Consider the following 24,941-nt stretch of genomic DNA (forward strand, 5'->3'; position numbering starts at 1 on the left):
AGCGGGAGTGGTCAGTACCTGGTGGAGCCGTCGGACCACGACCCGTAGGGATCGTCGTCCTCGTCGGTGTTGAGCCGCATGGACGACCCCCCACCCGACAACTCCTGCTGGAGACGTTCTAGGTCCGTCTGCGGAGTGTTGTACTTGAGTTCGCGAGCGACCTTGGTCTGCTTCGCCTTCGCGCGGCCTCGGCCCATTGACCTGACCCCCTCGGAAACGGTGCTGGGCCACCTCGGGGGTGCCCATTGCAAGTGTGAGTATCTGCCTGCCCACAGGATAGCGTGCCCGGCGCGGAATGTCCGCCCGGGTGTCGCGGAGCGGCACGTGGGTCGGCCACACACGGGGGTGGGCGGGGCCGTCAGGCCGGGGCCGCGGAGCCGTCAGGCCTGGCCGCGGAGCCGGCGGATCGCCTCACGGCCGGCCTGGGGGCCGCCGTCCTGCGGGGCGGTGTCGGGGTCGACGGCGGCGTCCACCCCGTCGATCTCGAGGGCCGAGTCCATGGGGACCGCCCGCTTGAGCAGGGCCAGGGCGACCGGGCCGTCCTCGTGGTGCTGGACCACCGTGCCGACGCGGCCGACCGGGCGGCCACCGGCGCGGACCTCGGCGCCGACCGCGGGCAGCTCGTCGCCGCTCGACCCGTCCAGCTGCAGCCGCACGAGGACGCGGGGGGAGCGTCCGAGGTTGTGGACCCGGGACACCGTCTCCTGGCCCCGGTAGCAACCCTTGTCCAGGTGCACCGCGCCCTGCTGGGCCACGTCGCCGATCCAGGTGGGGATCTCGTGGGGGATCGTCTTCTCGTCGGTGTCCACGCCCAGGCGACCCCTCGGCGGGGTCGTCCCGGCCGCACGCAGCGCCTCGAACGCCCAGGAACCCGCGGGCCGGGCGCCCGCGTCGACCGCGGCGGTGAACCATGCCGTCAGCGCCGGGCGCGGGACCACCAGGTCGACCGAGCCCGCCTGGGGCCACGGCATCCGGCGGGCGATCCCGCCACCCGGCAGCGCCATGCTCGCGTAGTCGCCGGTCGGGAGGTCCACTTCGGTGCCGTCGGGCGAGGTGAGGGTGGCGGGCAGGGCCGCCCCGGCGAGGGTGAGGACCGCGAGGTCGGCGTCCGCGGGGGCCGCGTCGGCCCAGAAGACCATCTTGGTGAGGAACTGCAGCAGCGACTCGCCCCGGCCGGGTTCGGTGTCCACGACCAACGTGGCGTCCACGTCGGCGAGCACGGCGTGGTGCTCGATCCGCCCGTTGGCGTCGAGCACCAGCGTCTCACCGCCGCCACCGTCGCCGATCTCGGCGACGTGCTGGGAGACGAACCCCTCGAGCCACGTCAGCCGCTCGCCGCCGCCGATGGTCAGGACGTCGCGATGGGAGCGGTCGACGATCACGAACCCGGAGTCGGCGGCCCGCTGCTCGCCGAAGGGGTCGCCGTAGTGGTGGGGGATCCCGGCGTCGGCGGAGTCATCGGCCGCGTCCACCGCTCCGGGGCGGGTCAGGATCGGGCTGCGGTAGCGGCTGTCGGTCCGGTCGGGCACAGCTGGATCGGTCACGATCGCGAGTGTACGTACCAGGTCGTAGTGTGGGCCTCATGGGCACTCCAGCGGGAACGGCGATCGACCGACCTGACGACACCCGGGTCGTCGTCCTGGTCTCCGGCGGGCCGGAGGGGCCGCGGCCACGGGTCCACCCGGCGGCCGAGCCCCTGCTCCTGGCGGACGACCTCGCCGCCGTCCGGGGGGACGGGTGTTTCGAGACCCTCCTGGTGGTGGGCGGCCGCCCGGCGAAGCCCGAACGGCATCTCGCGCGTCTCGCGAGGTCGGCAGCCGCGTCGGGGCTCACCGGTCCGTCGGAGGAGGCGTGGCGGGCCGGGATCGACCTGGCCGCGCGCGAGTGGGGGCCCCGCACCGAGGCGATGTTGCGCCTGGTGTTGTCCCGTGGGCCCGAGCGGGGCGGGCAGGAGACCGCGTACATCACCGTCGCGCCCGTCAGCGGGTTCGCGCTCCGGGCGCGGGCGGAGGGGATCGCCGTGACGGCCCTCGGTCGGGGGTACGCCTCCGACGCCGCCGAGTCCGCGCCGTGGCTGCTGCTCGGCTCCAAGACCCTGTCGTACGCCACGAACATGGCGGCCCTCCGGCACGCCGCGGCGGGCGGGTTCGACGACGTGATCTATCTCTCCTCGGACGGTGAGGTCCTCGAGGGGCCGCGCTCGACGGTGGTGATCGCCCGCGACGGAGAACTGCTGAGCCCGCCGGCGGAAGTCGGGATCCTGGAGGGCACGACCCTGGCCGCGATGGCGGAGGTCGCCGCTCGCGACGGTGTGCCCGTGCGGCGTGAGCGTCTCCTGCTCACCGACCTCGTGTCGGCCGACGCGATGTGGTTGCTGTCCTCGGTGACGCTGTACGCCCGGGTCCGCCGGATCGACGACACGACGTTGCCGGGTGGGGACCCAGGGATCGACGTCGCCGGGATGGTCGATCGCGCGGTCGGACGCGCATGAGAACCGCCCACCCGACCGGCGTCGGGTGGGCGGTGGAGTCGGCTGCGCGGGGCGGGGTCGGCTGCGCGGGGCGGGGTCGGGCGGTTCAGCCCGCGACGCGGCGCAGCCGCGCGGACATGTGCGGGACCAGACCCTTCTCCGGGTGGACCCGCTCCTCGACCCAGCCGAGGTCGCCGCCCTCGACGATCCCGTAGATCCTCTTGGCGCCGCCCCGCTTGGGGCCGGTGGGGGAGGCGAGGACCACGTCGGTGGCCATCTCCCATGCCGACTGGGTGATGGGGGCGCCGTAGTACATCTCGATGATCCCCGAGGCGTGGGCCACGAGGAACTCGAGCTGGTCGTCCGCCGAGATCCGCCAGAACCCGGTCTCGCGGTAGGCCGCGTCGTCCACGGCGCCTCCGGAGTCGTAGGTCCACGAGCGGGAGGTCCAGCTCAGGTAGTTCTCGCCGTCGTGCGAGACCACCACCTGCTGGCCGAACCGGTGCTGACCGCGGTCCTCGGTGTCCGCCTCTCCCTCACCCTCCCAGACACCCACGAGGGGCAGCAGGGCGAGCAGGCCGGGGTGGAGGTCGGGCCCGAAGCGCAGGTTGGCGGTGTCCTCGGGGACAGGGAGTTCGGAGAACGCGGGGATGTTGCGGCGGGCGGTCTCCTCGGAGCGCTGCGCGGCGGCGTTGACGGCAGCGTTCCCGGACCCGCGCACCACCGACTCGCCGCCTACCCCTTCAGGGGTGGGCGTCGTGGGGTCACCGGCGTTCGGCTGGCCGCTTTCCGTCACGACTCGTCGGTGACCGTGCGGTAGACGATGTAGCAGGTGGCCCACAGGATGGCCAGCGTGCAGAGGACCAGGAGGATCTCGAAGAAGAGCACCATGGCTTAATCCTAACCCCGAGGCGTTCAGCCCACTGCGATGCGGGCGTCGATCGAGTGGATGAGGCAGTCCTCGGGCGGCACGACGAAGTCCTCGGAGACCCTGGCTCTCACGCCCAGGACGGTGGCGAGCGTGAACTCCGCGTGCACGACGCCCTCCCGGCCCGGGGGGTCCACGGTGATGACGATGTCCCGCACCTCACGGATCACCGAGTACTGCAGGTGCAGGTGGAGGTCCCACCGGAGCTGGGCCGCGTTGAAGCCGGTCTTGAGCCCGTTCTCGCGCCGCACGCAGTCTGGAGCGAACGGGACGCGGAACGCCGCGGCGGGCGCGGTGAGGGCGGTGAGGTACATCCGCACGGCCGCCTCGCGCTCCTCGGGGGAGTAGGGGCCGGGGTGATCGGGTACTTCCGGGGTCGCCCCCTGACGCTGATCGATACCCACGAGGACTGCGGAGGCGACGGAGGCGCCGACGGCGACCACCGAGGCCCGCCCGGCCATGCCGAGCGCACGGGACAGCAGAGACATGAGATCGAGACTAGCCAGCCTCACGCCCGCGCGTGGCGCGGGTGTCTCACCGCTCGACCGGTACCCCGATGAGGGAGCCGTACTCGACCCAACTGCCGTCGTAGTTGACGACGTTGGGCTGGTCGAGGAGCTCGTGGAGGACGAACCAGGTGTGGCTGGACCGCTCACCGATCCGGCAATACGCCACGATGCGCCGATCGGTATCGGTGAGCACGTCCGAGTAGATCTCGCGCAGTTCCGCGTCGGAGCGGAAGGTGCCGTCGCGGGTGACCGCGCGGTTCCAGGGGATGCTGACCGCGCCCGGGATGTGGCCGCGCTGGCGACCGCCCTCCTGCGGCAGCCCGGCGGGGGCGGCGAGACGACCGGTGTACTCGTCCACGGAGCGCACGTCCACGAAGCCGTCGCGGCCCAGCCCGGCGAGGACGTCGTCGCGGAACGCGCGGATCGTCAGGTCCTGCGGGTCGGCCACGTAGTCGGTGACCGGGCGCCGGGGCGTCTCGGTCTCCAGGGGGCGCCCCTCGCGCTCCCACAGCATGCGACCGCCGTCGAGGAGTCGGACGTCGCGGTGCCCGTACAGGCGTAGGTACCAATACGCGTAGGCCGCGAACCAGTTGTGGTTGCCGCCGTAGACCACCACGGTGTGGTCGCGGGTGACCCCCCGCTGCGACAGGAGTGCGCCGAACCGTTCGCGGTCGACCAGATCGCGCGTGTACTCCTGCTGCAGCTCGGTCCGCCAGTCGAGGGCGACGGCCCCCGGGATGTGTCCGTCGGTGTGATACGCCGTCACGTCCTCGTCGACCTCGAGGAAGACCACCGAGTCGTCGGCCAGGCGCGAGGAGGCCCAGCTGGTGCTGACCAGTACGTCGTCGCGACTCATGCGGCCGAGTCTAGTGGCCGGGGCGCGCGAGACCGTCGAGCGGCGCTCCGCCGCGTGCGGCGGCGCCGGCGGCGGTGATGGTGCCGCCGGTGACCGTGAGCTCCTCGACCGCGGCGCCCAGGGGCAGGACGTCGGGCTCGAGGGTCAGTGCGCTGCGGCGGAGCGTGAGCTCACCGTCGCCGGCGGGGAACCCCGCGGGGCCGGTCGCCGGGGCGACGGGGACGAGGCGCGCGCCGCGGGTGTCGACGACGAGGTCGACGAACGCCGAGACGCGGATGTCGGACCCCTCGAGGGTCCCCGTGACGCGGGCCCGGTGTTCGGTCCCGCCCGCGAGGCTCGGGTCGTCGGCGGCGCCGACCAGCACGTCCCGCATCCCCAGGGCGGGGCCGAGTGAGTCGCCGGTGATCTGGACCGAGACCGTCGACTCCCCGGCGATCGGCGGGGCCGCCGGATCGTCGGGCACGAGGACGTCGGTGGCCGTCGCCTCGACGGCGACCGGGCCGAGCCCCGGTCGTTCGACCCCCTCGATCCGGATCGCAGCCGACGCGAGGGTGTCGGGGGCGATCCATCGCGAGCCCGGACCGCCGCCGATCGTGACCGACGGTGGCCCCGAGCCGGGCGTGGCGGGAGCGATCCGGGTCGACAGATCCGCCTCGATCCGTGAGGCGTACACCGTCTCCGTGACGAAGGCGCCGAGGGCCACAGCGGCTACTGCGACGACGGCGGGGCGGGGGATCCTCATGGGCTCCAGGTGTACTCCACTCCCTGTTTCGGGGGTGGAGGTCGCTAGTATTCCTCTCGGCCCCCCGGATGGAGAGGAAGCGACATGGACGTAGTGCTCCTCGCCGCTGAAGCAGACCCGGAGGCGGTCATCCCGGCGCTGCCTCTGCTCCCGCACTCGGTGCGTGTGCTCCCGCCGCTCGCCTCCTCGTTGGGCGAGCTCTCCGGCGCGGCCCTCGCGCTGGTCGACGCGCGGAGTGATCTGGCGGCGTCGCGGGCGTTGTGCCGGCTTCTCGCGGGCGGCGCCGACCTCGCCGTCATCGCGGTGGTCTCCGAGGGCGGGTTGATCGCGGTCAGCGGCGACTGGGGCCTGGACGACATCCTCCTGCCGACCACGGGGCCGGCGGAGGTGGACGCCCGGTTCCGACTGGCGGCCGCACGCCGCACCACGCAGGGCGAGGCCGACGGTGGCCTGCTCACCGTCGGGGAGCTGGTGATCGACGAGGAGACCTACGTCGCGCGCGTCAAAGGCCGGCCGCTGGACCTGACCTACAAGGAGTTCGAGCTCCTCAAGCACCTCTGCCAGCACCCCGGTCGGGTGTTCTCGCGCGCTCAGCTCCTCCAGGAGGTGTGGGGGTACGACTTCTTCGGCGGGACGCGGACCGTCGACGTCCACGTGCGGCGCCTGCGCGCCAAGCTCGGCCCGGATCACGAGTCCCTCATCGGCACCGTCCGTAACGTCGGGTACAAGGCGGTCAGGCCGACGGACCGCCGCGAGGAGGGAGGGGACGCATGACGGTCGACGAACGATCGATGGACGCCGCCACCGCCGACCTGGTGGAGGCGATGGCCGGGGAGGCCGAGACGCTGGACGGGGTGGCCCCGCTGGGCGAGCAGCCCCTCCGGGCGCTGCGGTCGCCGTCCGCCCGCGTCCGTCACTTTCTCGCGAGCGCCCGCGGCGCGGACGAGCCGGCCGGTTACGCGCAGCTGACGGGCAGCGGGCCCGGGGCGTCCGCAGAACTGGTGGTCCACCCCGGGCACCGCCGGCAGGGACTGGGCACAGCCCTCGTGCGCGCGGTGCTGGAGGCGGAACCTGGCGTGGCCGTGTGGGCCCACGGGGACCTGCCGGCCGCGCGGGCGCTCGCGGACGGCATGGGCCTCGCGCGTACGCGCGACCTGCTGATGATGCGCCGGCGCGCCGCCGACGGCCCGACGCTGCCGGATCCGCGCCCCGCGGAGGGGATCGAGACCGGCACGCTCGCCGACGCCGCGTCCGAGGGTGGGCAGCGCTGGCGGGGCCTGGACGCGCGGGCGGAGTTCCTGCGCGTGAACAACGCCGCGTTCTCGTGGCACCCGGAGCAGGGCGGGTGGAGTCGTGAGCAACTCGACGAGCGGCTCGCCGTGGACTGGGTCGACCCCGGCGCGGTGTTCCTCGCCGTGGACGTCACGGGCGCGCAGCCGACGCTGGCCGGATTCCACTGGACCAAGACCGTCGCGGAGCCGGGGGAGCCGGTCGAGGGCGAGGTCTACGTCGTCGCGGTCGATCCGGCCGAGCAGGGGCGTGGCCTCGGCGGTCTCCTCACCGCTATCGGCGTCGCCCACCTGGAGGACACCGTCGGCGCGGAGTCGGTGGTGCTCTACGTCGAGGGCGACAACACCCCGGCGGTCCGCACCTACGAGAGGCTCGGTTTCGCCGTCGAGCACCGCGATGTGACGTATGCCTCCCGGTGACCGTCAGCGGTGACGCGGCACGCCGGTTCTCAGGGACACCCCAGGTGGGGGCCTCGCCGGGCGAGGTTCGCAGGCCGGGTGAACTACGAGCGAGCAGGGAGTTCATCTCGGGTTCACCTACCTCCGCGGGGCTGTTCACGTCCGAGCTTTAGGTTCTCTCCCCGTCGGGCCGGTGTGTGCGGTCCGACCCTGCGATCAGATCGCCAAGAACGTGACCCGGTGGGGCATCCCGCCGGATGGACCTAGGAGATTTTGTGGACCTCAAGCGCACCGGTGCCCTGTTCGGGCTCGCCGCCCTCACGACCGTCGGCCTGGCCGCGTGCTCGGACGACAACACGGGCGGGGACAACACCTCCGCTCAGGCGGTCTCCGACGCGGAGTGTGGCGGCAAGGCCAACCTCAACGCCTCGGGTGCGTCGTCGCAGAACAACGCCATGACGATTTTCGCCAACTCGTACTCCATGAGCTGCGAGGGGCAGACCCTGGACTACAACTCCAACGGGTCCGGTTCCGGCGTCAAGGAGTTCATCGGCGGCCAGACCGACTTCGGTGGCTCCGACTCGCCCCTGAAGGAGGACGAGTACGCCCAGGCCGAGGAGCGGTGCGAGGGCCCGGCGTGGAACCTGCCGGCCGTCTTCGGGCCGATCGCGATCGCCTACAACCTGGACGGCGTCGAGGTCGCGCTGTCGGCCGACACTCTCGCCCAGGTCTTCAAGGGCGAGATCACCAACTGGAACGACCCGGCCATCGCCGAGGAGAATCAGGGCGTCGAGCTGCCTGACCAGCCCATCACCGTGATCTTCCGCTCGGACGAGTCGGGCACCACCGACAACTTCCAGAAGTACCTCGAGGCGGCCGCGCCGGAGGTGTGGACCGAGGGGGCCGGCAAGACCTTCAACGGCGGCACGGGCGAGGGCTCGCGCGGCAACGAGGGCGTGTCCGCGGCCGTCGCGCAGACGCCCGGCACGATCACCTACACCGAGTGGTCCTACGCCAAGAGCCAGGACCTCGGCATGGTCAAGGTCATCACCCCGGCCGACTCCGAGGGCGTGGAGCTCAACGCCGAGACCGCCGGCACCACGATCGACTCGGCCACCCTGCAGAACGAGGGCTCCAATGACCTGGTGATCGACACCTCGTCGTTCTACGTCCCCGATACTGCGGGCGCCTACCCGATCATCATGCCCACCTACGAGATCGTCTGCTCGAGCTACGGCGACCCCGAGACCGCCGAGGCCGTCAAGGCCTTCCTCAACATCGCGGTGTCCGAGGACGTCCAGGGCCAGCTCGAGCCCGAGGGCTACATCCCCGTGCCCGACGAGTTCCGCGAGAAGCTGGTGACGGCGATCTCCGAGATCTCCTGATAATTCCGGTCACCGCGTCCACCCCTGTACGGTCGGGCGCGGTGACCGACCCCTTTCCCACCTGAGCGACTGAAGGTCTCATGACAATTCACGAATCCGTCGACCGTGACGCCGGCAAGAACTCCTCGTCCGGCGGGCCCGCCGACGGCACCGCCCCGGCGTCGGACGCGGACGCGGGCGGCGGGGGTGGCCTGCGCGACGCCGGGGCGTCCCAGAGGATCGACGCGATCTTCCGCGGGCTCACCGTCTTCGCGGGCGCGGTCATCGTCGCGCTCATCGCCCTCATCGGGATCGTTCTGGTCATGCAGGCGACGCCGTCGCTCATGCAGAACAACGTCAACTTCTTCACGTCGTCCGTGTGGAACACCACGGACCCGGAGAACATGTCGTTCGGCATCCTCGACCTGCTCAAGGTCACGGTGCTGAGCTCGATCTTCGCCCTGGTGCTGGCGGTGCCCGTCTCCATCGGGATCGCCACGTTCCTGGTGCAGTACGCGCCGCCCCGGCTCTCACGGACGCTGTCGGCCCTCATCGACCTGCTGGCCGCCGTCCCGTCGATCATCTACGGCATGTGGGGCCTGCTCGTGCTGGGGCCGTGGATGGTCCCGTTCGCCACGTGGCTCAACGAGAACCTCAATTGGTTCTTCCTGTTCGGCGACGGCAACGTCACGATCGCCGGCGGCGGCACCATCTTCACCGCCGGCGTCGTCCTGGCGATCATGATCCTGCCGATCATCACCTCGATGTCCCGCGAGACCATCCGCCAGACCCCGTCCTTGCACCAGGAGGCGGCGCTCGCCCTGGGAGCCACCAAGTGGGAGAAGATCCGGATGACCTGCTTCCCCTACGCCAAGTCGGGGATGATCGCCGGCTCCATGCTCGCCCTCGGCCGCGCCCTCGGTGAGACCGTGGCCGTCCTCATCATCCTCCGCGCGGCGAGCGCGCCCAGCACGCTGTCTCTGTTCGACGGCGGCTTCACGTTCGCCTCCAAGATCGCGTCCGGTAGCGCCGAGTTCAACCACCCGCTGCCGACCGGTGCGTACATCGCCGCCGGGCTCGTGCTCTTCATCCTCACCTTCATCGTCAATCTCATCGCGCGCTCGGTGTCCGGTGGAAAGGTCAACGGCTGATGTCCCAGGCAACCCCCGACCTCGCCAAGCCGGCCAAGCCGGCCGACACGTTCCTGCCGATCTCGGGCAGCCGCAAGGTCAAGGACAAGGCCGCGACCGTGGTGTTCACGGTGTGCTTCGTCCTCGCCGTCGTCCCCCTGGTCGCCCTGCTGTTCAAGGTCGTCGTCTCGGGAGTGCCCGCGGTCCTGAACCTCGACTGGTGGGCCAATTCGTTCAACCTCGTCTCGCCGTCGTCGATGGCCGGCGGTGTCGGCCACGCCATCTACGGCAGCCTCGTGCAGGCGCTCATCGCGGCCGTCATCTCGATCCCCCTCGGCGTGGCGGCCGGCATCATGCTCGTCGAGTACCCCGATTCGAAGATCGCCAAGCCCACCACCTTCATGGTCGACGTCCTCGCCGGCGTCCCGTCCGTGGTGGCCGCCATCTTCATCTTCGGCATCTGGATCTCGGTCCTGCAGTTCAACCTCAGTGCGTTCGCTGTGGCGCTGGCGTTGGTTCTTCTCATGCTGCCGCTCATCGTGCGATCGACCGAGGAGATGCTCAAGCTGGTTCCCGACGAGCTGCGCGAGGCCTCCTACGCGCTCGGGGTGCCCAAGTGGAAGACCGTCGTGAGCGTCGTGGTCCCGACCGCGCTGTCGGGCATGGTCTCCGGCATCTTCCTCGCGCTCGCGCGCGTGATGGGGGAGACGGCCCCGGTGCTGATCCTCGTGGGCTACACGGCCCGTTACAACTACGACGTCTTCGAGGGCAACATGGCCTCGCTGCCGCTGCTGATCTACAACCAACTCTCGAACCCCAACGAGGCCGGCCAGTATCGCATCTGGGGTGCTGCCCTGACGCTCATCATCATCATCGGGCTGGCGAACGTGCTAGCCACGTTCGCCGCCAAGGCGCTCGCGCCCAAGACCAAGTAAGGACCCGACATGGCCAAGCGACTCGACCTCGAGAGCGTCGACATCTTCTACGGCGACTTCCACGCCGTGAAGGAGGTCAACCTCCATGTTCCACCGCGCTCCGTCACGGCGTTCATCGGCCCCTCCGGCTGCGGGAAGTCCACGGTGCTGCGTTCGCTCAACCGGATGCACGAGGAGATCCCCGGCGCCTCGGTGAAGGGCTCCATCAAGCTCGACGGCGTCGACATCTACGACAAGAAGATCGACCCGGTCGCCGTCCGCCGCACCATCGGGATGGTCTTCCAGCGCCCGAACCCGTTCCCCACGATGTCGATCAAGGAGAACGTGGTCGCGGGTCTGCGTCTGCAGGGCGTGAAGAACAAGAAGACCCTCGACGAGGTCGCGGAGAAGTCGCTACGCGGTGCCAACCTGTGGAACGAGGTCAAGGACCGTCTCGACAAGCCGGGCGGTGGCCTGTCCGGCGGTCAGCAGCAGCGTCTGTGCATCGCCCGCGCGATCGCCATCGAGCCCCAGGTGCTGCTCATGGACGAGCCCTGCTCGGCGCTCGACCCGATCTCCACTCTGGCGGTCGAGGATCTCATCGCCGAGCTCAAGAACGACTTCACCATCGTGATCGTCACGCACAACATGCAGCAGGCCGCCCGCGTGTCCGACCAGACGGCGTTCTTCTCCCTCGAGGCCACCGGTATGCCCGGTCAGCTCGTGGAGGTGAACTCCACCGAGCGCATCTTCTCGAATCCCGAGAACAAGCAGACCGAGGACTACGTCTCCGGCCGCTTCGGCTGAGCCGACTCCGACACGAGCCGACTCCCGGCAGGATCCCACTACCAGCGAGAGTCGGCTCCCGACGCACAGACGACTGCCCCGGTCACGGCTCCGCGCCGCGACCGGGGCAGTCGCCGTCATGCGTCACACGCTCGAGTACGACACCCGCCGTTCAGGCCCCCTGCGGAGACCCGTCGCCCTCACCCGGTTCGCGCTGCGCCATGCGCTGCTTGAAGGCACGGTCCGTCTCGTTGAAGCGGCGTACCAGCTCCTCGCTCGACGGCGACGGCTCCTCGGGATCGCTCTCCGGGGTGGTGGCGTACTCCCCGGTCGCCAGGAAGATCACGCGCTGCGCGACCTCGACCGCGTGGTCGGCGAACCGCTCGTAGTACCGGCCGAGCAGGGTCACGTCGACCGCGCAGGCCACACCCCACTTCCACTCGCGAACGGTGAGCAGGGTGAACAGGTGGCGACGCAGGTCGTCGACCGCATCGTCCTGCTGTGCCAGGGTCGCGGCCTGCGCGGGGTCCCGGTTGAGGAGCACCTCGGTGGCGGAGCGGCCGAGGGAGACGGCCACGCGGCCCATCTCCGCCAGGTAGCCGTTGACCGGCTCGGGCAGAACCGGCTCGGGATGGCGCCGGCGCACGATCTTGGCGACGTGGCCCGCCAGGGTGCCCATGCGGACCAGGTCCTGTACCAGTTGGATCGACGTGACCACCTGGCGGAGGTCACGCGCCACCGGGGCCTGGAGGGCGAGCAGTGCGAAACCGCGCTCCTCGTTCTCGGTCGCCAGTCGCGACATCTCCGACGTCGACTGCAGGACCTTCTCTGCGGCGACGAGGTCGACCTGGAGCAGCGCGTGGGTGGCCAACTCCATGTCATCGGTCGCGAGGGAGCACATCCGGGCCATCGAGGTGGCCAGATCCGCGAGTTCTTCGGAGTAGACAAGACGCATACCGCCAGCATACGCCCATGTCAGCGCGGTGATCGCCGCTCGCGATGAACGCCCGGTGAACTCCCCGGGTGTCGGGGGTCAGCCCCCGGAGTTCTCGGCGTCCGCGCCGGCGAGCGCCACCGCGTCGTCCTCGGGGTCGTCCAGCCAGCCCTCGGGCAGCAGGACCTTCGAGGGCGAGCCCTGCCGCCCCCGCGGTCCGTAGCCGTCGGCGGGGAACGGCTCGTCGGTCGGCAGGTCGGCCAGCATCGCGGCCAGATCGCCCAGCGTGCGGACGGCGGACAGGGCCACCCGCTTCTCCGACCCGGCGGGGAAGCCGCGCAGGTACCAGGCGACGTGCTTACGGATGTCCCGCATGCCCTTGTCCTCGCCGTGGTGCTCGGCGAGGAGCTCGCCGTGGCGGTACATGATCCGGGCGACCTCGCCGAGAGTGGGCGGGGTCGGCGCCTCGCGGCCCGCGAGACGGGCGGCCAGCTCGGAGAACAGCCACGGCCGGCCGAGGCAGCCGCGGCCGATCACCACGCCCGCGCAGCCGGTCTGTTCGCGCATCCGCACGGCGTCCTCGGCGGAGAAGATATCGCCGTTGCCCAGGACCGGTACGTCCGACACCGCGCCGACGTGCTCGACGAGCCGCGAGATCTGCGACCAGTCCGCCTCGCCCGAGTACCGCTGGGCGGCGGTCCGCGCATGGAGCGCCACCGCCTTGGCGCCTTCGTCCACTGCGATCTGGCCGGCGTCGAGGTGGGTGTGGTGCTGGTCGTCGATCCCCACGCGCATCTTCACCGTCACCGGGATGTCGGTGCCCTCGGTGGCCCTCACCGCCGCCGCCACGATCGATCGGAACAGACGACGCTTATAGGGGATGGCCGATCCGCCGCCGCGCCGGGTGACCTTGGGGACTGGGCACCCGAAGTTGATGTCGATGTGATCGGCGAGGTTCTCGTCGACGATCATCCTGGCCGCCGCGTACGTGTACTCGGCGTCGACCGTGTACAGCTGCAGACTGCGGGGCGACTCGTCGGGCGCGAACGTCGCCATGTGCAGCGTCGCCGGCTGACGCTCGACCAGCGCACGGGCCGTGACCATCTCGCACACGTACAGGCCCGACACCGAACCCTGCTGCTCCCGCTCGATCTCGCGGCACAGGGTGCGGAACGCGACGTTGGTGACCCCGGCCATCGGCGCGAGGACGACGGGCGACGCGAGCTCGAGCGGGCCGATGCGCAGCGCGGGGGAGGCGGTGGCGGAGGGAACGGACATGGGCCAAGTGTCCCAGCGGTCGGCGCGCGCGTCCAAAATCGGGGGACGAGCGGCCGACCCGGCGACCACGGTGGTGCCCCCAGTCGGGCTCGAACCGACGACCTGCGGATTAAAAGTCCGTAGCTCTACCAACTGAGCTATAGGGGCGACGGTCACGATACCGCCCCGCCTCCCGGTTGGTTTATCCGCCCGGCGGGCGGTGCCCTACACTGGAGCGCGCTGCGGACCGGCGATCCCGGACGTGGCGTAGGCCCCCTTCGTTTAGCGGCCTAGGACACCGGCCTTTCACGCCGGCAGCGCGGGTTCGAATCCCGTAGGGGGTACACACAGCCGAGGTCCCGGTCACCGAGCAGGTGGCCGGGGCCTCGTGCGTTCAGGCCCTCACGACGGTGGCGCGGCGCCGCGCCACCTCAGGACCGGGGTGGGGCGAACCCCGGTCCCGAACGTGGCGCTGACCAGCGAGGGGCCGGGGGATCGGGCCCCGATTTGCGCATTGACGGCGGCGTCCACTAATGTTCTTTCTCGTGCGAAGAGCACGGCCCTGTGGCGCAGTTGGTTAGCGCGCCGCCCTGTCACGGCGGAGGTCGCGGGTTCGAGTCCCGTCAGGGTCGCCAGAGGCAACCGGCGCATTCGGTTTCACCGGGTGCGCCGGTGGTCTTATGGCCAGGTAGCTCAGTTGGTACGAGCGTCCGCCTGAAAAGCGGAAGGTCGTCGGTTCGATCCCGACTCTGGCCACCACGGACATGACGCGCCGGAGGGTTATCCCTCCGGCGCGTTCGTCGTTTCGGGGATCGTCGACCCCTCGTTATAGCGTGGACGCCATGCCATCGACTGCCACCGAGGTCCCTGTCGTGCCGGAGAGATCCCAGACGGGACCTCGGTGGGGGATCGTCGCCGCTGTCAGTGGCCTGATCGGCGTCCTGCTCGCGATCGTCGTGCCGTTGCTCCCCGTCACGCAGACCACGTCGAGCGTCAGCTGGCCCGAGGGCGGCACCCTCGACCCGGTCACCGCGCCCCTGGTGGCGTACTACCCGCTCGACATCGAGGTGGAACTCCCGTGTTCGGCGGTGGCCGAGCTGCGCGAGCAGGGTCGGGAGGACGGCGTCCTCGTCTCCACCGCGCCGCGCGAGGCTGGGGAGGACGCCGGCGCGCGCGGCCTCATGGTGTCCGTGGCCGGCCCGAACGTCGAGGTGCGCAGTCGCAACGTGCTCGTCGCCTCCGCGCCGACCGAGACGGTCGCCGCACCCGGCGGTTGCTCGAGCATCCGCGTCGCCGCCGACTCCGGTTCGATCGGGGCCGAGTTCGTCGGCCTCTCCGTCGACGGGGAGGGCGTCGGAGGCCGTCTCGACCGCGACCTGCGGCCCCAGGTGGTGGGCGTCTTCACCGACCTCGAGGGAGCGGCCCCGGAGGGCATGTCCGTCGACATCACGGTTGACTCCCGCTACACCACGCAGGCGACGGCGATCAAGCAGATCGCGATCGTCGTGGGCATCCTGGCCATCATCGTCGCGCTCATCGCCCTGCACCGGCTCGACCTGCGAGATCGGCGGGTGGCGCGCCGGATCCTCCCACCGGGCTGGTGGAAGCCGCGACCGCTGGACCTGCTCGTCGTGGGCACCCTGCTGGTGTGGCACGTCATCGGCGCCAACACGGCCGACGACGGCTACATCCTCACCGAGGCGCGCGCAGCGGTCTCCAGCGGCTACATGCCCGAGGTGTTCCGCTACTACGGTGCCCCCTACGCCCCCTTCGGGATGCCGTACTACCTCTACACCGCGATGAGCGCGGTCTCGCTCGGCAGCGTCTGGCTCCGACTGCCCGCCCTGCTCCTGGGCATCGGATCGTGGATCCTGCTCTCCCGGGAGGTCATCCCGCGCCTGGGCATCGCCGCACGCCGCGCGCCCGCCGTCCGGTGGAGCACCGCCGCCGTCTTCCTCGCGTTCTGGCTCACCTACAACAACGGCCTGCGCCCCGAGCCGATCATCGCCTTCGGCGTGCTGGCCACCTGGGTCTCGCTCGAACGCGCTCTCGCGACCGGCCGGCTGCTGCCGGCGGCGACGGGCTTCATCATCGGCGGGCTCACCCTGTCCGCGGCGCCGACGGGCACGTTCTGCATCGCTGTCATCATCGCCGCCTCGCGCCCGCTGCTGCTGCTCGTCATCCGGCGGGCGCGGCGCGACGGGTGGATCCCGACCGTGGCGCCCCTGCTGGCCGCCGGGCTCGGGGTGCTGCACCTCATCTTCCTGGACCAGCCCCTGGTCACCACGCTGCAGTCCTCGGCGCTGCTCGGCGACGTCGGGCCGACCGGCCGCTGGTTCGAGGAGGTGTGGCGCTACGAGTGGCTCATGAACCCCACCCCGGACGGCTCGCTCGCGCGACGGTTCGCGGTGCTCACCATGTTCCTCTCGCTCATCACCTGCGCGGCGATCCTGTTCCGCAAGGGCCGCGTCCCCGGCGTCGCGATCGGGCCGGCCCGGCGCATCGTGGGCCTGGCGGCGATCTCCATCGCGTTCATGGCCCTCAACCCCACCAAGTGGACCCACCACTTCGGCGCGTTCGCGACCATCGGCGCGGCGCTCGCCGCCCTGGTCACCATGGCGGTCCTGCCCACCGCGACCCGGTCGCTGCGCAACCGCATGCTGTTCCTGGCCGCCGTGTTCTTCGTCCTGGCACTGAGCTTCACGTCCACCAACGGCTGGTGGTACATCTCCATCTACGGCATCCCGTGGGGCGGGGCCCAGCCGTCCGTCGCCGGGGTCACCCTGTCCTCGGTGTTCGTCGGCCTCATGCTGCTGGCACTCCTCGCCGCGCTGGTGCTGCACTACCGCGAGCCGTTCCTCACGCGGACCGGGCCGCAGCGGCCCGACGGCGACCGCGGGCCCCTCCGTCGCTTCGCGCGCGAGATCTCGCGGGCCCCGCTCGGGCTCGCGGCAGCCCTCGTCGTCGTCATCATCGTCGCCTCCATGGCCGCGGCCGTCCGCAACCAGTACCCCGCCTACTCGGTGGGTCTCCAGAACCTGCGCGCACTGTCCGGCAAGCCGTGCGGCATCGCCGACGCGGTCCTCGCCGAGCCGGACGCCAACGCCGGTCTCCTCTCGCCCGTGGGCGAGCCGCGTGACCAGCTCGAGGCCGGGGCCGAGGCGGTCCGGTTCGAGCCCGACGGTATCCCCACCGACCTCACGGCGACGCAGGACGTCGACACCGACACCCCGGGCACCGGCGAGAGCTCCGACACCACGTCGACCACCGCCGGCACCGAGGGCGGTGTCCGCGCCGGGGAGGGCATCAACGGCAGCCACGCCGTCCTGCCGTTCGGCCTCGACCCCGCCCGCGTGCCCGTCCTGGGCAGCCACCAGACCGGTGCCCAGTTCAACGCCGAGACGACCACCGACTGGTACCCGCTGCCCCCACGGTCGGACGAGAACCCGCTCGTCACCATCGCCGTGGCCGGTTCCTTCGCCCCCGATGCCCTGCGCGTCGAGTACGCGACCGGCGGTGGCACCGAGGCCGCCGGCTCCGTCCTTCCCCTGGACATCGGGCCGGCCCCCGCGTGGCGCAACCTGCGCGTGCCCGTGGACACGCTGCCCGACGACGCCACCGCGATCCGGCTGGTCGTGCGCGACCTGGACCCGGACCCGTCGCGCTGGATCGCCTTCACCCCGCCGCGCATGCCCGAGCTGATGACGCTGCAGGAGCTGGTGGGCGACACCCGACCGGTGCTGCCCGACTGGGCGGTGGCGTTCCACGTGCCGTGCCTGCGGCCGTTCGACGAGTACGCCGGCATCCACGAGCTGCCCGAGTACCGCGTGCTGCCGGACCGCGGGCTGGCGGTGAGCTCCACCAACACGTGGCAGGCGTGGGACGGCGGCGGGCCGCTCGGCTTCATCGAGCTCCTCCTCGAGGGCGAGACCGTGCCCACCTACCTCGAGCACGACTGGGACCGCGACTGGGGATCGCTCGTGCGGTACTCGCCGCTCGTTCCCGAGGCGAGCGAGGCGACGGTCACCCACGGCGAGGCCGTACGGTCGGGGCTGTGGAACGGCGGGCCGCTCGCGCGCTGACCGGCTAGCATCGGACCCGGAGTTTTTACAAGGACTTCCAAGTAAACGTAGGCAGACTCAGAGTGGAGACGCGCATGTCCGTGACCGAGAAGCAGTTCGAGAACATCCTGGTCGAGCAGACCGACCGGGTCGCGACCATCACCCTCAACCGCCCCACGGCGCTCAACGCGCTGTCCAGTGCCATGGAGAAGGAGGTCGTCGAGGCCGTCGAGGGCCTGGACTCCGACCCGGGCGTCGGCTGCATCATCATCACCGGCTCGGAGAAGGCCTTCGCGGCCGGCGCCGACATCAAGGAGATGAAGGACAAGAGCTACCCGGGCATCTACCTCGAGCGCTTCTTCGGAGACTGGAAGCGGCTCACCGCCGCGCGCACGCCGATCATCGCCGCCGTCTCCGGCTTCGCGCTCGGCGGCGGCTGCGAGCTGGCCATGATGTGCGACATGATCATCGCGGGCGACAACGCCAAGTTCGGCCAGCCGGAGATCACCCTCGGTGTCATCCCCGGCATGGGCGGCTCCCAGCGCCTGACCCGTGCGGTGGGCAAGGCCAAGGCCATGGACCTGTGCCTGACCGGCCGGCAGATGGACGCCGACGAGGCCGAGCGCGCCGGCCTGGTCGCGCGCGTGGTCCCCGCAGCCGAGCTGCTGGACGAGGTCCGCAAGGTCGCGGAGAAGATCGCGTCCATGAGCAAGACCACCGCGATCGCCGCGAAGCAGGCGGTCAACCGCTCGTTCGAGACCACGCTCGAGGAGGGCCTGCTCGCCGAGCAGAACGCCTTCTACGCGCTGTTCGCCACCGAGGACCAGTCCGAGGGCATGTCCGCGTTCGCGGAGAAGCGGAAGCCCGAGTGGAAGCGCTGAGCAACCGTCTCGCGCACGGTCACCTCGCCGGGGGCGGTGACGGGCGCACGGACGCCCGCCGCGCCCCCGGCGAGCCGCTGCCGGTGCTGGTCCTGACCGGCTACCTGGGCGCGGGCAAGACCACGCTTCTCAATCACCTGCTCTCCGGCGCGCCCGGACTGCGGATCGCGGCGATCGTCAACGACTTCGGCGAGATCGACGTCGACGCCACCGCAGTGGCCGGCCGCGTGGACTCCATGGTCTCGCTCGCCAACGGCTGCGTGTGCTGCGAGGTCGACGCCAGTGAGCTGGCCGGGACGCTGGGCCGGCTGGCCGACCCCGGGATGGGCCTGGACCTCGCGGTCATCGAGGCCAGTGGGCTCGCGGAGCCGTCCGTGCTGTCCCGGATGGTGCACGACGTGCCGCGCGACGTTGTCCGGCACGCCGGCATGATCCAGGTGGTCGACGCCGAGGGCCTCGACGACGCCATGGAGCGCCACCCGAGACTGGCGGCGCACCTGGCGGAGGCCGACCTCGTCGTCGTCAACAAATGCGACCTCGTCACCCGCGAACGGTTCGGCGAGCTCCGCGCGACGATCCGCGCCAACGCCCCGCGCGTGGCCGTGCTACCCGCCGTGCGCGCCGCCGTTCCGGCCGGGCTGCTCCTGGGGCTGGAACCCACCGCACCCGACGCCGCGCCCCTCACCGCGTCCACCGCCGCGCCGGACGCGGGACACGCGCCGGGCGGCGACGCACACGATCACGACCACTCCCACCTCCACGACGGCTACACGGCCGTCACCGTCGCGCCCGCCGGCCACCTCCACCCGCGCCGGTTCCTCGCCGCGGTCTCCGCGCCGCCGACCGGCGCCTACCGCGCCAAGGGCACGCTGACCCTGGCGGGCGCGGACGGCCCGCGCCGCTACGAGGTGGCACTGGTGGGCCGCAGGTTGGAGTTGCGGGCCGGGGGATCCGGGCCCGACGGACTGGTGGTGATCGGCGTGGGTATGGACGACGACGAGGTGGCCCGCTTCCTCGATGAGGCCGTGCTGACCCCCGGTGAGCGGGTCGACCCCGCCGCCGGACTGGGCCTGCACCCGTACCTGATCGGCGACCCGGACTCCAGCGACGTGGAGGAGTGGATCTACGACGAACAGCGCGCGGCGCCGGTCACCGGGGCCGCAGCGATGTTGGCCGATCCAGAGGATCCCGAGGCATTCGATCCAGCATTCACCCCCTGAGCGGTGCGCGGGCGGGAAAGCCTGTGCCGCTACCCCCGTCAACCTGACGGTCGTCTCATGTTGGCGTTGGGCGTCCCCCCGCCCACGTGCGTATAGTGGCGCTGACGACGGCGAAGTGTCGCACCGACGGGGGCCCCACCGCCCGCGGCGGGGGTGCTGCACGGACGAGGGAGGAGACCTCGTGGACGAGGACAACACCGGTCGCGGCGCGATCGGCGCCGGCGACGCCCAGCGGCGCAAGCGTGACCTCGCCTCTGTGCGCAGCGCCATCGCGGCCCTGCGCGAGGCGACGGGCATCCCCGTGACGATCGGGGGAGTGGTCGGCGAGGGGCACACGCTCGTGCTGTCCGAGTCGCTCGGCATGCGGACCTCCGCGATGAAGGACCTCAAGGTCCACTACGGCGCCGGTGTGGGCGGCCGCGTCATGGCCACCGGCAAGCCGGTCGGAGTGGCCGACTACCCGCGCGCCGGCGTCATCACCCACGAGTACGACCTCCCGGTGCTCTCCGAGGGCCTGCGGTCCATGGCCGCGATCCCGGTGGTGGTGGGCAAGGACGTCCGCGCCGTCATCTACGCGGGCGTGCACTCGTCGGTGCGGTTCGGCGAGAAGGTCCTCAACCAGATGGCCGCCACCGCCCGCGCCCTCGAGCAGGAGATCGCCGTCAACGATGCGCTGGCGGCGCGCGGTGCGGCCCCGGTGGGTCCCGGTTCCGGTGAGGGCCGCTGGGACGACGTGCTGTCCAACGAGCGGATGCGCGAGACCCACGCCCGCCTGCGGATGCTCGCCTCGCGCACCGAGGACCCCGACGTCCGCGCCGAGCTCGAACGGATCTGCGCGGAGATGGTCTCGCCGCCGCCCGAGATGCCCACCGCGCGCCTCTCTCGCCGGGAGCTCGACGTGCTGGCGTGTGTCGCCCAGGGCAAGACGAACATCGAGACCGCCGCCGACATGGGCATCGGTGCCGAGACCGTCAAGAGCTACCTGCGATCGGTGATGCGCAAGCTCGACGCCCACACCCGCTTCGAGGCGGTCAATGCCGCGCGGCGCATGGGCGCCCTGCCCTGAGCCGCTCGGCGTAGAGCGTCAGCGCTCGCCGCCCGGCACCCACAGGACGTCGCCCTCGGGGTTCGCGACCCGGCCCAGCACGAACAGCAGGTCCGAGAGCCGGTTGAGGTACTTGGCCGGCAGGACCGAGGTGGTCTCGGGGAACGCCTCGACGGCAGCCCACGCCGCCCGCTCCGCACGGCGGGCGACGGTGCGCGCGACGTGGAGGTACGCGCCCCCCGGGGTACCGCCCGGGAGGATGAACGACGTGAGGCCCGGCAGATCCGCGTTGAACTCGTCGATCCAGCCCTCGAGCCGGTCGATGTAGGACTGCTCGATCCGCAGCGGCGGGTACTTGGGGTTCTCCACCTCGGGGGTCGACAGGTCCGCGCCGGCGTCGAAGAGATCGTTCTGCACCGTCCTGAGCACAGTCGCGACCCGCTCGTCCAGTCCGCCGACGGTCAGCGCCACACCGATGGCGGCGTTGGCCTCGTCGCAGTCCGCGTACGCCACGAGTCGCGGGTCGTTCTTGCTCACCCGGGAGAAGTCGGACAATCCGGTCGATCCGTCGTCGCCGGTGCGGGTATAGATTTTGGTCAGATGAACAGCCATGGGAGTCAACCTACGTGGCCGCGGGGCCCCGCGGTCGGCGGACGGACCGGGGGTCTCGCCTAGGGTGGACGCGTGAGCGGTAATCCCACGTCCCGCGAGGAGAGTTTCCTCGTCAGAGGCGGCACCCGACTGTCCGGAGAGATCTCCGTCGCGGGGGCCAAGAACAGTGTCCTCAAGTTGATGGCGGTCGCCCTGATGGCCGAGGGCCGGACGACTCTGACCAACTGTCCCTCGATCTCCGATGTGCCGGCGATGGCCGATGTGCTGAGGCACCTCGGGTGTACGGTCGAGATCTCCGGCGACACCGTGGTGATCGACACGCCCGCCGAACCGGGGCACATCGCCGACGACAAGGCGGCCCAACGACTCCGCGCCTCGGTCTGCATCCTGGGCCCGCTCGTCGGTCGCCACCACCGGGCGGTGATCGCGATGCCGGGCGGCGACGCGATCGGGAGCCGACCCCTCAACTGGCACCAGAACGGGCTCAATCGTCTCGGCGCCCGCACCAGGATGGACCACGGTCGCCTGGTCGCCGAGGCCACCGAGCTCCGGGGTGCGAGCTACGAACTGAGCTTCCCCTCCGTCGGCGCGACCGAGACCTTCGTGACCGCGGCGGTGCTGGCGAAGGGGACCTCCGTGTTGAAGAACGCGGCCCGCGAGCCCGAGATCGTGGACATCTGCGACCTGCTCAACGAGATGGGTGCGCAGATCAGCGGCGCGGGGACGAGCACCATCACGATCCGCGGCGTCGACGAGCTCACTCCCGTCAGCCACCGGGTGGTCGGCGACCGGATCGTCGCCGCCACCTGGGCCATGGGCGCGGTGATGACCCGGGGGGACGTCACCGTCACCGGAATCGACCCGATGTTCATCCACGTAGTGCTCGAGAACCTCCGCGCCGTGGGCGCCGACGTCGAGACCGGACCCGACCACATCCGCGTCCGCCAGGAGGGGCGGCCCCGCGCCCGGGACATCCGGACCCTGCCGTTCCCCGGGTTTCCGACCGATCTCCAGCCGATGGCAATCGCTCTCGCCTCGGTCTCCGAGGGGGTCTCGGTGGTCACCGAGAATCTCTTCGAAGCCCGCTTCCGCTTTGTCGAGGAGATGGTGCGGATGGGTGTCGACGCCGAGACCGACGGTCACCACGCGAAGATCGTCGGTCGCGAGCGCCTGGACTCGGCGACGGTGTGGGCGAGCGATATCCGCGCCGGCGCCGGGCTCGTGCTCGCCGGGATGTGTGCGGACGACGTGACCGAGGTCTGCGAGGTGTTCCACATCGACCGGGGGTATTCCGACTTCGTGGGCAACGTCCGCTCGCTCGGAGGCGACATCGAACGGGTTCCCATCCACCGGTGACAGTGGTCGCGGGCGGGGCGGCTCCCGGCTCGGGGTTCGGGTCCCGGGCGGGCACGCCCTCGGTGTCGACGCTTCGAAAAGCTCGCTGACCAGCCGATTAGTAGTTTCGCCGCGGCCCGTGTAACTTTATCGGAGCCGCCAGGGAGCGGGGCCGGAACGACAAGAACCGGCCCGGCGAGCAGGTGGCGGGCCAGAGTGGGAAGTGGTCCACCCGGTTTGACTGGGGTGGGTTGGTGACTTACTCTGGAGGAGTTGCCCCGAAAGGGCGAGACTACCCCGCGAGATGGTGGCTGAGGCTGCTGGGGAGCGGTGTGTGGGTGTTGTTTGAGAACTCAACAGTGTGTTTTGTTTGTGATAGTGCCAAATTTTTTGTTTGGTTGCGACCCTTTCACATCCCTGTCGTGGGGGTCGCGTTTTTTTGAAACAGCCAGTTTTGGGTTGTTTTGTTGCTTGGATTGTGCTTTTCGTAGTGCTGAGAAGCTTTTATGGAGAGTTTGATCCTGGCTCAGGACGAACGCTGGCGGCGTGCTTAACACATGCAAGTCGAACGGTAAGGCCCTTCGGGGTACACGAGTGGCGAACGGGTGAGTAACACGTGGGTAATCTGCCCTGCACTTCGGGATAAGCCTGGGAAACCGGGTCTAATACCGGATATTCAACTCTTGCCGCATGGTGGGTGTTGGAAAGTTTTTCGGTGCAGGATGAGCCCGCGGCCTATCAGCTTGTTGGTGGGGTAATGGCCTACCAAGGCGACGACGGGTAGCCGGCCTGAGAGGGTGATCGGCCACACTGGGACTGAGACACGGCCCAGACTCCTACGGGAGGCAGCAGTGGGGAATATTGCACAATGGGCGAAAGCCTGATGCAGCGACGCCGCGTGGGGGATGACGGTCTTCGGATTGTAAACCCCTTTCAGTAGGGACGAAGCGCAAGTGACGGTACCTGCAGAAGAAGCACCGGCCAACTACGTGCCAGCAGCCGCGGTAATACGTAGGGTGCGAGCGTTGTCCGGAATTACTGGGCGTAAAGAGCTCGTAGGCGGTTTGTCACGTCGTCTGTGAAATCCTCCAGCTTAACTGGGGGCGTGCAGGCGATACGGGCAGACTTGAGTACTACAGGGGAGACTGGAATTCCTGGTGTAGCGGTGAAATGCGCAGATATCAGGAGGAACACCGGTGGCGAAGGCGGGTCTCTGGGTAGTAACTGACGCTGAGGAGCGAAAGCATGGGTAGCGAACAGGATTAGATACCCTGGTAGTCCATGCCGTAAACGGTGGGCGCTAGGTGTGGGGTCCTTCCACGGATTCCGTGCCGTAGCTAACGCATTAAGCGCCCCGCCTGGGGAGTACGGCCGCAAGGCTAAAACTCAAAGGAATTGACGGGGGCCCGCACAAGCGGCGGAGCATGTGGATTAATTCGATGCAACGCGAAGAACCTTACCTAGGCTTGACATATACAGGACGACGGCAGAGATGTCGTTTCCCTTGTGGCTTGTATACAGGTGGTGCATGGTTGTCGTCAGCTCGTGTCGTGAGATGTTGGGTTAAGTCCCGCAACGAGCGCAACCCCTGTCTCATGTTGCCAGCACGTTATGGTGGGGACTCGTGAGAGACTGCCGGGGTCAACTCGGAGGAAGGTGGGGATGACGTCAAATCATCATGCCCCTTATGTCTAGGGCTTCACACATGCTACAATGGCTAGTACAGAGGGCTGCGATACCGTGAGGTGGAGCGAATCCCTTAAAGCTGGTCTCAGTTCGGATTGGGGTCTGCAACTCGACCCCATGAAGTCGGAGTCGCTAGTAATCGCAGATCAGCAACGCTGCGGTGAATACGTTCCCGGGCCTTGTACACACCGCCCGTCACGTCATGAAAGTCGGTAACACCCGAAGCCGGTGGCCTAACCCCCTTGTGGGGAGGGAGCCGTCGAAGGTGGGATCGGCGATTGGGACGAAGTCGTAACAAGGTAGCCGTACCGGAAGGTGCGGCTGGATCACCTCCTTTCTAAGGAGCACTCACCACCACGGTTGTGGTGGTCAGAGTCTGGTGCCGGCCTGCGGTCCCGAATGTGGATCGGGTCGGCCGCTCAATTGGGTGGAACACTATCGCTTAAGGACCCGCCTGGATCCGATCCGGTGAGCTCAGGGCTCACTCGGTGTCGGGGAGTGGGTGTCCGGGACGAAACACACT

Annotated in this window: 21 protein-coding genes, 4 tRNA genes and 1 rRNA gene; 16 read left to right on the plus strand and 10 right to left on the minus strand. The window is 70.0% G+C overall.

Going from position 1 to position 24,941, the window contains the following annotated elements:
* Positions 1 to 11: 11 nt before the first annotated feature.
* Positions 12 to 197, minus strand: coding sequence for a DUF3073 domain-containing protein (locus A6035_RS04025; protein ID WP_108846721.1), 186 nt, complete (start codon positions 195 to 197; stop codon positions 12 to 14).
* A 183-nt stretch (positions 198 to 380) separates the two neighbouring features.
* A complete protein-coding gene (gene ygfZ, locus A6035_RS04030; RefSeq protein WP_108846722.1) occupies positions 381 to 1,544 on the minus strand; it encodes a CAF17-like 4Fe-4S cluster assembly/insertion protein YgfZ in 1,164 nt (387 codons plus the stop codon).
* A 38-nt stretch (positions 1,545 to 1,582) separates the two neighbouring features.
* On the opposite strand from ygfZ, the gene A6035_RS04035 reads away from it, so the two are divergent.
* Positions 1,583 to 2,491, plus strand: coding sequence for an aminodeoxychorismate lyase (locus A6035_RS04035; RefSeq protein WP_108849065.1), 909 nt, complete (start codon positions 1,583 to 1,585; stop codon positions 2,489 to 2,491).
* Positions 2,492 to 2,576: 85 nt separating this feature from the next.
* Here A6035_RS04035 and A6035_RS04040 read toward each other — a convergent pair whose 3' ends face one another.
* The 4 genes from A6035_RS04040 to A6035_RS04055 form a co-directional block, all read right to left on the minus strand.
* Positions 2,577 to 3,266 carry a heme-binding beta-barrel domain-containing protein gene (locus tag A6035_RS04040; RefSeq protein ID WP_108846723.1) on the minus strand — a complete coding sequence of 230 codons (690 nt, stop codon included), beginning with the start codon at positions 3,264 to 3,266 and terminating at the stop codon, positions 2,577 to 2,579.
* 119 nt (positions 3,267 to 3,385) lie between these two features.
* On the minus strand, positions 3,386 to 3,886 hold the full coding sequence (locus tag A6035_RS04045; RefSeq protein ID WP_108846724.1) for a DUF8021 domain-containing protein: 501 nt from the start codon (positions 3,884 to 3,886) through the stop codon (positions 3,386 to 3,388).
* Positions 3,887 to 3,932: 46 nt separating this feature from the next.
* Positions 3,933 to 4,763, minus strand: coding sequence for a sulfurtransferase (locus A6035_RS04050; protein ID WP_108846725.1), 831 nt, complete (start codon positions 4,761 to 4,763; stop codon positions 3,933 to 3,935).
* 10 nt (positions 4,764 to 4,773) lie between these two features.
* A complete protein-coding gene (locus A6035_RS04055) occupies positions 4,774 to 5,505 on the minus strand; it encodes an LmeA family phospholipid-binding protein (RefSeq protein WP_108846726.1) in 732 nt (243 codons plus the stop codon).
* A gap of 84 nt (positions 5,506 to 5,589) precedes the next feature.
* Between A6035_RS04055 and A6035_RS04060 the strand changes: the two genes are divergently transcribed.
* The 6 genes from A6035_RS04060 (at position 5,590) to pstB (ending at position 11,408) form a co-directional block, all read left to right on the plus strand.
* Positions 5,590 to 6,279, plus strand: a complete 690-nt coding sequence (locus A6035_RS04060) for a winged helix-turn-helix domain-containing protein (RefSeq protein WP_007632135.1) — start codon at positions 5,590 to 5,592, stop codon at positions 6,277 to 6,279.
* The gene (mshD, locus tag A6035_RS04065; protein WP_108846727.1) at positions 6,276 to 7,214 is read left to right on the plus strand and encodes a mycothiol synthase; all 939 of its coding nucleotides are present in this window, start codon (positions 6,276 to 6,278) and stop codon (positions 7,212 to 7,214) included. The genes A6035_RS04060 and mshD overlap by 4 nt, the downstream gene beginning before the upstream one ends.
* A 254-nt stretch (positions 7,215 to 7,468) precedes the next feature.
* Entirely contained in the window at positions 7,469 to 8,578 is a 1,110-nt protein-coding gene (pstS, locus tag A6035_RS04070) for a phosphate ABC transporter substrate-binding protein PstS (protein ID WP_108846728.1), read from the plus strand.
* A gap of 80 nt (positions 8,579 to 8,658) precedes the next feature.
* Positions 8,659 to 9,708, plus strand: coding sequence for a phosphate ABC transporter permease subunit PstC (pstC, locus tag A6035_RS04075; protein WP_108846729.1), 1,050 nt, complete (start codon positions 8,659 to 8,661; stop codon positions 9,706 to 9,708).
* On the plus strand, positions 9,708 to 10,622 hold the full coding sequence (gene pstA / locus A6035_RS04080) for a phosphate ABC transporter permease PstA (RefSeq protein WP_108846730.1): 915 nt from the start codon (positions 9,708 to 9,710) through the stop codon (positions 10,620 to 10,622). The genes pstC and pstA overlap by 1 nt, the downstream gene beginning before the upstream one ends.
* A gap of 9 nt (positions 10,623 to 10,631) precedes the next feature.
* Positions 10,632 to 11,408, plus strand: coding sequence for a phosphate ABC transporter ATP-binding protein PstB (gene pstB, locus A6035_RS04085; RefSeq protein ID WP_108846731.1), 777 nt, complete (start codon positions 10,632 to 10,634; stop codon positions 11,406 to 11,408).
* Positions 11,409 to 11,559: 151 nt separating this feature from the next.
* Here the strand turns inward: pstB and phoU are convergent, their stop codons facing one another.
* From phoU to A6035_RS04100, 3 genes are all read right to left on the minus strand, one after another.
* Complete coding sequence (gene phoU, locus A6035_RS04090; protein ID WP_108846732.1) at positions 11,560 to 12,342, minus strand: phosphate signaling complex protein PhoU; 783 nt, start codon at positions 12,340 to 12,342, stop codon at positions 11,560 to 11,562.
* A 78-nt stretch (positions 12,343 to 12,420) separates the two neighbouring features.
* Positions 12,421 to 13,599, minus strand: a complete 1,179-nt coding sequence (gene dusB / locus A6035_RS04095; protein WP_108846733.1) for a tRNA dihydrouridine synthase DusB — start codon at positions 13,597 to 13,599, stop codon at positions 12,421 to 12,423.
* A 71-nt stretch (positions 13,600 to 13,670) separates the two neighbouring features.
* Positions 13,671 to 13,746: transfer RNA gene (locus A6035_RS04100), tRNA-Lys, on the minus strand.
* 103 nt (positions 13,747 to 13,849) lie between these two features.
* On the opposite strand from A6035_RS04100, the gene A6035_RS04105 reads away from it, so the two are divergent.
* The 7 genes from A6035_RS04105 (at position 13,850) to A6035_RS04135 (ending at position 20,806) form a co-directional block, all read left to right on the plus strand.
* Positions 13,850 to 13,922: transfer RNA gene (locus A6035_RS04105), tRNA-Glu, on the plus strand.
* Between the two features lie 214 nt (positions 13,923 to 14,136).
* Positions 14,137 to 14,213 (plus strand) — tRNA-Asp (locus tag A6035_RS04110).
* A gap of 47 nt (positions 14,214 to 14,260) precedes the next feature.
* Positions 14,261 to 14,337: transfer RNA gene (locus A6035_RS04115), tRNA-Phe, on the plus strand.
* An 83-nt stretch (positions 14,338 to 14,420) separates the two neighbouring features.
* Positions 14,421 to 17,660 (plus strand): arabinosyltransferase domain-containing protein, encoded by a 3,240-nt coding sequence (locus A6035_RS04120; RefSeq protein ID WP_108846734.1) that lies wholly within the window; start codon positions 14,421 to 14,423, stop codon positions 17,658 to 17,660.
* Between the two features lie 74 nt (positions 17,661 to 17,734).
* The gene (locus A6035_RS04125) at positions 17,735 to 18,520 is read left to right on the plus strand and encodes an enoyl-CoA hydratase (RefSeq protein ID WP_108846735.1); all 786 of its coding nucleotides are present in this window, start codon (positions 17,735 to 17,737) and stop codon (positions 18,518 to 18,520) included.
* Positions 18,508 to 19,740 (plus strand): CobW family GTP-binding protein, encoded by a 1,233-nt coding sequence (locus tag A6035_RS04130; RefSeq protein WP_108846736.1) that lies wholly within the window; start codon positions 18,508 to 18,510, stop codon positions 19,738 to 19,740. Before A6035_RS04125 ends, A6035_RS04130 begins: the two co-directional genes overlap by 13 nt.
* Positions 19,741 to 19,921: 181 nt before the next feature.
* Positions 19,922 to 20,806 carry a LuxR C-terminal-related transcriptional regulator gene (locus A6035_RS04135; protein ID WP_108846737.1) on the plus strand — a complete coding sequence of 295 codons (885 nt, stop codon included), beginning with the start codon at positions 19,922 to 19,924 and terminating at the stop codon, positions 20,804 to 20,806.
* Positions 20,807 to 20,824: 18 nt separating this feature from the next.
* Here A6035_RS04135 and A6035_RS04140 read toward each other — a convergent pair whose 3' ends face one another.
* On the minus strand, positions 20,825 to 21,397 hold the full coding sequence (locus A6035_RS04140; RefSeq protein ID WP_108846738.1) for a cob(I)yrinic acid a,c-diamide adenosyltransferase: 573 nt from the start codon (positions 21,395 to 21,397) through the stop codon (positions 20,825 to 20,827).
* Positions 21,398 to 21,469: 72 nt separating this feature from the next.
* Here A6035_RS04140 and murA point away from each other — a divergent pair, with 72 nt between their 5' ends.
* Positions 21,470 to 22,753, plus strand: coding sequence for a UDP-N-acetylglucosamine 1-carboxyvinyltransferase (gene murA, locus A6035_RS04145; protein ID WP_108846739.1), 1,284 nt, complete (start codon positions 21,470 to 21,472; stop codon positions 22,751 to 22,753).
* Positions 22,754 to 23,235: 482 nt separating this feature from the next.
* A 16S ribosomal RNA gene (locus A6035_RS04150) occupies positions 23,236 to 24,755 on the plus strand.
* Positions 24,756 to 24,941 lie beyond the last annotated feature (186 nt).

Origin of the sequence: Dietzia lutea (assembly GCF_003096075.1) — a bacterium.
Lineage (GTDB): Bacteria > Actinomycetota > Actinomycetes > Mycobacteriales > Mycobacteriaceae > Dietzia > Dietzia lutea.